Here is a 6,085-nt window from a genome sequence, read left to right as displayed (position 1 = left end):
CCCCGGACTTCCACGACCAGTCGCGCCAGCGCAGGTCGAAGAGGTCCTTGCGGCGGTCCTTGAGGTTGGTCACCGAGCCCTCGTTGCGCACCATGGTCAGCCGGGTCAGGTCCAGATCCGAGAAGAAGATCATCTCGGTGTTGGGGGTGGTCTCGTTGAGCACGGCGTCGTGGGGGAAGGCGAAGTCCGAGGGCGAGAAGACCGCCGACTGGGCGTACTGGATGTCGAGGTTCTCGATGGAGGGCACGTTGCCCACGCTGCCGCACAGCACCACGTAGCACTCGTTCTCGATGGCACGGGCCTGGGCGCAGTGGCGCACCCGCAGGTAGCCGTTCTTGGTGTCGGTCCAGAAGGGCACGAAGAGGATGTCCATGTCCTGCTCGGCCAGCAGGCGCGGCAGCTCCGGGAACTCCACGTCGTAGCAGATCAGGATGCCCACCCGACCGGCGTCGGTGTCGAATACCAGCAGACCGTCGCCGCCCTCGATCACCCAGTCACGGCGCTCCTGGGGGGTGATGTGCAGCTTGGCCTGGGACTCCAGGGTGCCGTCGCGGTGGCACAGGTAGCTGACGTTGTAGAGGCGGTCGTCCTCGCCCACCTCGATCATCGAGCCGGCCACGATGTTGATGTTGTAGGAGACCGCCATGCGCGACAGCTCGGCCTTGAACTGCTCGGTGAAGCTGGCCAGGAAGCGGATGGCGGCGACCTGGTCCTGCTGGGCGGCGCGGTCCTGCAGGCCCATCAGCGGGGCGTTGAACAGCTCCGGGAAGACCGCGAAGTCGCTCTTGTAGTCGGAGAGCGCATCGACGAAGTATTCCACCTGCTGCAGTACCGCCTCCACCGAGTCGAACTCGCGCATCTGCCACTGCACCGCGCCGATCCGCACCTGTGTCTTGCGGGTGTCGAGCACCAGCGCCGCGGGCTCGTAGAGGAAGTTGTTCCACTCCAGCAGGGTGGCGTAGCCCTGTGACTTCTCGTCCTCGGGCAGGTAGTCGCGCAGCAGGCGCTTGACCTGGAAGTCGTTGGCCAGCTGGAAGGAGAGGATGGGGTCGTGGATCTCCTTGCGGGCCACCCGGTCGATGTACTGGGTGGGGGTGAGCGCCTCGGCGTGCTTGTGATACTGGGGAATGCGCCCGCCGGCGAGTATCGCCCGCAGGTTGAGCGAGCGGCACAGCTCCTTGCGGGCATCATAGAGGCGCCGGCCCAGGCGGTAGCCCCGGTAGTCCGGGTGGATCAGCACATCGAGCCCGTACATGGCGTCGCCGTCCGGGATATCGAGGATCACATCGCGCTTGCCGATCAGGTCGTCGTACTTGTGCGGATTGGTGAACTCCTCGTAGTCGACACGCGCGGTCAGTGCCATGCCCACCAGCCGGCCGTCATCCTCGATGGCGATCTGGCCGTCCGGGAAGGTGGCGAGCAGCGTGTCGATGGTGTGCTTCGACCAGGCGCCGCCGATGTCGTGGTAGACGGCGTCCATCAGCGTCTCGAGCTGGGGATAGTCCTCCGGCGTCAGGTTGCGAAGCGTGATGTGCAGGTCGTCGAGGGACATGGCGCGTCCTTGTCTGTCGGTCAGGGGGGGGCGGAGCCCGAGTCTAGCACGGGCGGTCGGCGTCGCTCGGCGCCGGGGCTGGCCGCGGATGCAGCAGCGGCCGGGTCAGGGTCTGGGCCATGATCACCCCGCCGAGAATCAGGACGCCACCCATGAAATGGAACAGCGCGATGTGCTCGCCGAGGGCGACCATGGCGATCAGCGCGCTGAACAGCGGCATCAGGTTGATGAAGATGCTCGCCTGGCTGGCGCCGATCTGGCGAATCGACAGCATCCACAGGAAGGTGGTGATGATCGAGGCCGGGATGCCGGCATACAGGATCAGGCCGATATTGCCGCCGTCCACCGGGGTCATGGGTCCCATCAGATACGGAGGCAGCAGGAACAGCACGGCGAAGATCACCTGGGCATAGAGCAGTACCCAGGGCGGCAGGCCGATGGGCCAGCGCTTGAGCATCACCCCGTAGAGGGCGTAGCAGGTGGCGGCCACCAGCATCAGGGCATCGCCCCTGGCCACCGTCAGGTCGAGCAGCGACAGCGGGTTGCCGCGCCCCAGCAGGATGGCCACGCCCACCAGGGCCAGCAGGCCGCCGACCACGCCGCCCAGGCTCGGCGGCTCGCGCAGGATCAGGGCGCTGAGCAGCACGGTCAGCAGCGGCACCATGGCGGCCAGGATGCCCATGTTGGTGGCGCTGGTGGTCTCGGCGGCCACGTAGGCGAGCCCCTGCCACAGGCCCATGCCGAGCAGGCCCAGCACGGCGAGCTTCGGCCATTCGCGGCGGATCGTCGCGCGGTGCTTCCAGGCCGCCGGGGCCAGGAAGGGGGTGAGCACCACCAGCGCGAGCACCCAGCGCAAAAAGGCGATGCTGCTTGGCGCGATGGCGCCCACGGTGAGCTGGTTGATGGTCATGTTGCCCGACCAGATCAGCACGGCGCCCAGCGGGGGCAGGAAGTGGAGTAGCGGCATGGCGTCCTCGTGACCGGTACAGTAACCCCGACAGGGCGGGAGGGGCACAGGGTAAGCCATGTTGACTGGCCGAGCGATCTCGCTGGTGTTCGATCAGGCGCGCTGGCGGTCATCGATGATTTCGTCCATGGCGGCCACCTCCAGCTTGTTGCAGAGGTGGTCGCGCAGGATCTGCCCCAGCCAGCGGCCTTCGCGCTGCTCGATGGCCTCGATCATGGCCTCGTGGTCCTCCACCGCCTGGCGCCAGAAGTCGTCGGTCATCTGCTTGGAGTAGCGCACCCGCTTCACCCGCTGGCTGAGGTTGCTGTACATCTCCTGCAGCGCTTCGTTGCGCGAGGCGGCGAGGATGCTCTCGTGGATCTGGCGGTTGACCCGAAAGTAGTCCGCCAGCTCCCGGCTTCGGTAGTGGCCGAGCATCCTGTCATGCAGCTGGCGGATCTCGGCGATCTCCCCGTCGGTGATGTGCTGGCAGGCCAGCTCCCCCGCCAGTCCCTCCAGGGCCCCCATCAGGTCGTAGGTATCCTTGACCATCTTGAGGGTCAGCTGCCTGACCCGCGCGCCGCGGTTGGGCAGCAGCTCCACGGATCCCTCCGAGGCCAGTACCTTGAGGGCCTCGCGCAGCGGCGTGCGGGAGACGCCGAAGCGCTCGCAGAGCTCCCGTTCGGGAATCCGGTCACCGGAGGCCAGGTCGCCCTGCTCGATGAGGTCGAGGATGCGGTCGGCGACTTCCCGGTAGAGATTTCGGTGCTGAATCTTGCTCATGCTCGCTTCCTTGTGCGTGATGCCGGCCGGCGTTGTCACTGCGGCCCGGCCCGGCAGCCCCCTGCAGTCTTGCGCATTCTGCACCGGGCATCTTCTCCATCGTGGCGAGAGCGGCAAGAGTGCGCAAAGTTATTATGAATTCAAATTTTCATCGGGTACAGAAGAGGGGAGGGCGAGCAGGCCGCCATCGCCGGTATCGAGGCGACTGGCCTGGAGCCCGATTGAGCCCTGCCCGGTGCTCAAGCCGTAATTTGCGTCGAAACGGATGCCTTGACACCTCTTCTCGGCCGGGGCTAGTTTTAGGGCAGACGCATTTCGCATAAAGAATTCAATTTGTGCGGCGTCTACCCGGCTTCGCTGACATTCACAACAGCAATTACAACAACAGAAGCGCAGCCCGGGCGGCATCCCCGCTCGCGCCAAGACTACAACAAGAGGAAAAGCGCCATGCATCTGCTACGTCTCACGGCGGTCGCCGCCGCTGTTGCCCTCGTGTCGGCACCGCTCCAGGCACGCGAGATCACCTTCGGCCACGTCGGCGGCCCCGACTCGCTGTTCACCGACTCCGCCAACCACTTCGCCGAACTGGCCAACGAGCGCCTCCCCGATCCCTATGAGGTGGTGACGTTCGGTTCCAGCCAACTGGGCAACGATTCGGAGCTGCTGCAGAAGCTGCGCCTCGGCACGGTCGACTTCGCCCTGCCGTCCACCATCATGTCATCCGTCGCCGACGAATTCGGCCTCTTCGAGCTGCCCTACCTGATTCAGGATCGCGAGCACATGAAGCGGGTCGAGGAGGAGATCGTCTGGCCGACCCTGGCGCCGCTGGCCGAACAGAACGGCTACCGCATCATCGCCGTGTGGGAGAACGGCTTTCGCCATATCACCAACAACGTGCGTCCGATCCATTCACCCGAGGATCTGCGTGGCGTGAAGCTGCGTACCCCGCGTGGCGCCTGGCGCGTGAGGATGTTCGAGGAGTACGGCGCCGAGCCCTCGCCCATGGCGCTCTCCGAGGTGTTCATGGCCCTGCAGACCGGCGTCATGGACGGCCAGGAAAACCCGCTTGCCCAGATCGCCGGGCAGCGCTTCCAGGAGGTGCAGGACTACCTGTCGCTGACCGGCCACGTCTACACGCCGGCCTACCTCACCGCCGGCCGCCGCTTCAACAACCTCCCCGAGGAGATCCAGGAGATCCTCATCGAGGTCGCCCAGGAGACCCAGGGCTTCGTCTATGAGCATGCCGCTCGACTCGACGAGGACCTGATCGACGTGATCCGTCAGGCGGGCACCGATGTGAACGAGGTCGATACCTCGGTGTTCATCGACGCCTCCGGTTCCATCTACGAGGCCTTCGCCAATGAGGTGCCCGGCTCCCAGGAGCTGATCGACAAGGTGCTGGAGCTCGGCAACGACTCCTGATCCGACCTGCTGACCAGCGAGGCAAATGCCCCCACGCCCTGAGGCGGCGTGGGGGCTCCCGCCCCTTTACCTGAACGAGTCGAGACCCATGGGTACTGTGAATCACATTTCCCGCATCATGGAGCGGCTGCTCGAGATCATCACGGTGGTGCTGATGGTCACGCTGACACTTGTGGTGCTCTATGCGGTGGTGACCCGCTATGCCTGGCGCACGCCCTCCTGGTATGACGAGGTGGCCGCCATCATGCTGGTGTGGCTGACCTATTACGCCGGGGCCCTGGCGGCGCTCAAGCGCGGCCATATCGGTGTCGACGGCGTGCTCGCCGCCCTGCCGGTAGGTGTCCGCATGCCGATTGCCTATCTCTCCGAGGCCCTCTTCATCGGCTTCTTCCTGGTGCTTGGCTGGGCCGGCCTGGTGGTCCTGGATGTCATGCAGGGCATGGCATTGATCACCCTGCGCTGGGTGCCGCTCACCTTCACCCAGTCCGTCATCCCCATCGGCGCGGCGCTGTTCATCATCGCCCAGCTGCTCAGCATGCCGGCCCATCTGGCCAAGGTGCGCTCCGGCCTCACCCAGGAGGAGGAGGAGATCCGCCACGCCATCGCCGAGGCCGAACGTGACAATGCACGAGCCGGCTTCACCGCGGATGCGCTGACGAAGAGGGATCAGCCATGACACTACCTTTCATGATCATCGGCCTGCTGGGGCTGATCCTGATGGGGTTGCCCATCGCGGTGGCGCTGGCGGTCGTGGCCACGGTGGCGATCGTGGTCTATCAGGGCGTGGAGATGCTCCCCAACATCGGGCTGACCATGTTCGAGGGGGCCAGCAGCTTCCCGCTGCTGGCGATCCCCATGTTCGTGCTGGCCGGTGCCATCATGAACACCGGCGGGATCTCCAAGCGCCTGATCGCCTTTGCCTCGGCGCTGTTCGGCTTCATCCGCGGCGGGCTGGCGATGATCAACATCGGCGTGTCGCTGTTCTTCGCCGAGATTTCCGGCTCCGCGGTGGCCGATGTGGCCGCTACCGGCTCGGTGCTGATCCCGGCCATGAAGAAGCGTGGCTATCCCAGCGCCTTCGCCGCGGCCGTGACCTCCTCGTCGGCGTCCCTGGCGATCATCATTCCGCCCTCCATTCCGATGATCCTCTACGGGGTGATGTCCGGCGCCTCCATCGTCCAGCTGTTCGTGGCCGGTATCGTGCCTGGCCTGCTGGGGGCCGCGGGCCTGATGGCGCTGAGCTACTACTATGCCCGCAAGTACGACTGGCCGGTGGAGGAGGTCTTCCAGTTCAAGCGCGTCAAGCAGACCGCCAAGGAGGCCAGCTGGGCCCTGACTCTGCCGATCATCATCCTCGGCTCCATCTTCGGCGGCTTCGTGAC

6 protein-coding genes are annotated in these 6,085 nt (G+C 65.6%); 3 read left to right on the top strand and 3 right to left on the bottom strand.

The genetic code is table 11. The annotated features are described in order from the left end of the window. The 3 genes from IBX53_RS14045 to IBX53_RS14035 all read right to left on the bottom strand — a co-directional run. Positions 1-1,552: bifunctional GNAT family N-acetyltransferase/carbon-nitrogen hydrolase family protein (locus tag IBX53_RS14045; RefSeq protein ID WP_290910374.1), on the bottom strand; the 1,552-nt coding region annotated here is incomplete at its 3' end. A gap of 43 nt (positions 1,553-1,595) precedes the next feature. Beyond that, positions 1,596-2,519, bottom strand: coding sequence for a DMT family transporter (locus tag IBX53_RS14040; RefSeq protein WP_290910371.1), 924 nt, complete (start codon positions 2,517-2,519; stop codon positions 1,596-1,598). Between the two features lie 93 nt (positions 2,520-2,612). Next, entirely contained in the window at positions 2,613-3,281 is a 669-nt protein-coding gene (locus tag IBX53_RS14035) for a GntR family transcriptional regulator (protein WP_290910369.1), read from the bottom strand. Positions 3,282-3,728: 447 nt separating this feature from the next. Here IBX53_RS14035 and IBX53_RS14030 point away from each other — a divergent pair, with 447 nt between their 5' ends. The 3 genes from IBX53_RS14030 to IBX53_RS14020 form a co-directional block, all read left to right on the top strand. After that, positions 3,729-4,703 carry a TRAP transporter substrate-binding protein gene (locus IBX53_RS14030; RefSeq protein ID WP_290910367.1) on the top strand — a complete coding sequence of 325 codons (975 nt, stop codon included), beginning with the start codon at positions 3,729-3,731 and terminating at the stop codon, positions 4,701-4,703. 88 nt (positions 4,704-4,791) lie between these two features. After that, positions 4,792-5,379: a TRAP transporter small permease gene (locus tag IBX53_RS14025; RefSeq protein ID WP_290910364.1), complete on the top strand. Its 588-nt coding sequence runs from the start codon at positions 4,792-4,794 to the stop codon at positions 5,377-5,379. Beyond that, positions 5,376-6,085, top strand: a 710-nt coding sequence (locus IBX53_RS14020; RefSeq protein WP_290910362.1) for a TRAP transporter large permease subunit, incomplete at its 3' end; no start/stop codon positions are given. The genes IBX53_RS14025 and IBX53_RS14020, both read left to right, overlap by 4 nt.

The sequence above is a fragment of the Halomonas sp. genome (genome assembly GCF_014859505.1).
Lineage (GTDB): Bacteria > Pseudomonadota > Gammaproteobacteria > Pseudomonadales > Halomonadaceae > Halomonas.
Note: the sequence above shows the minus strand (reverse complement) of the source record. Positions and strands in the feature narration are given on the sequence as shown.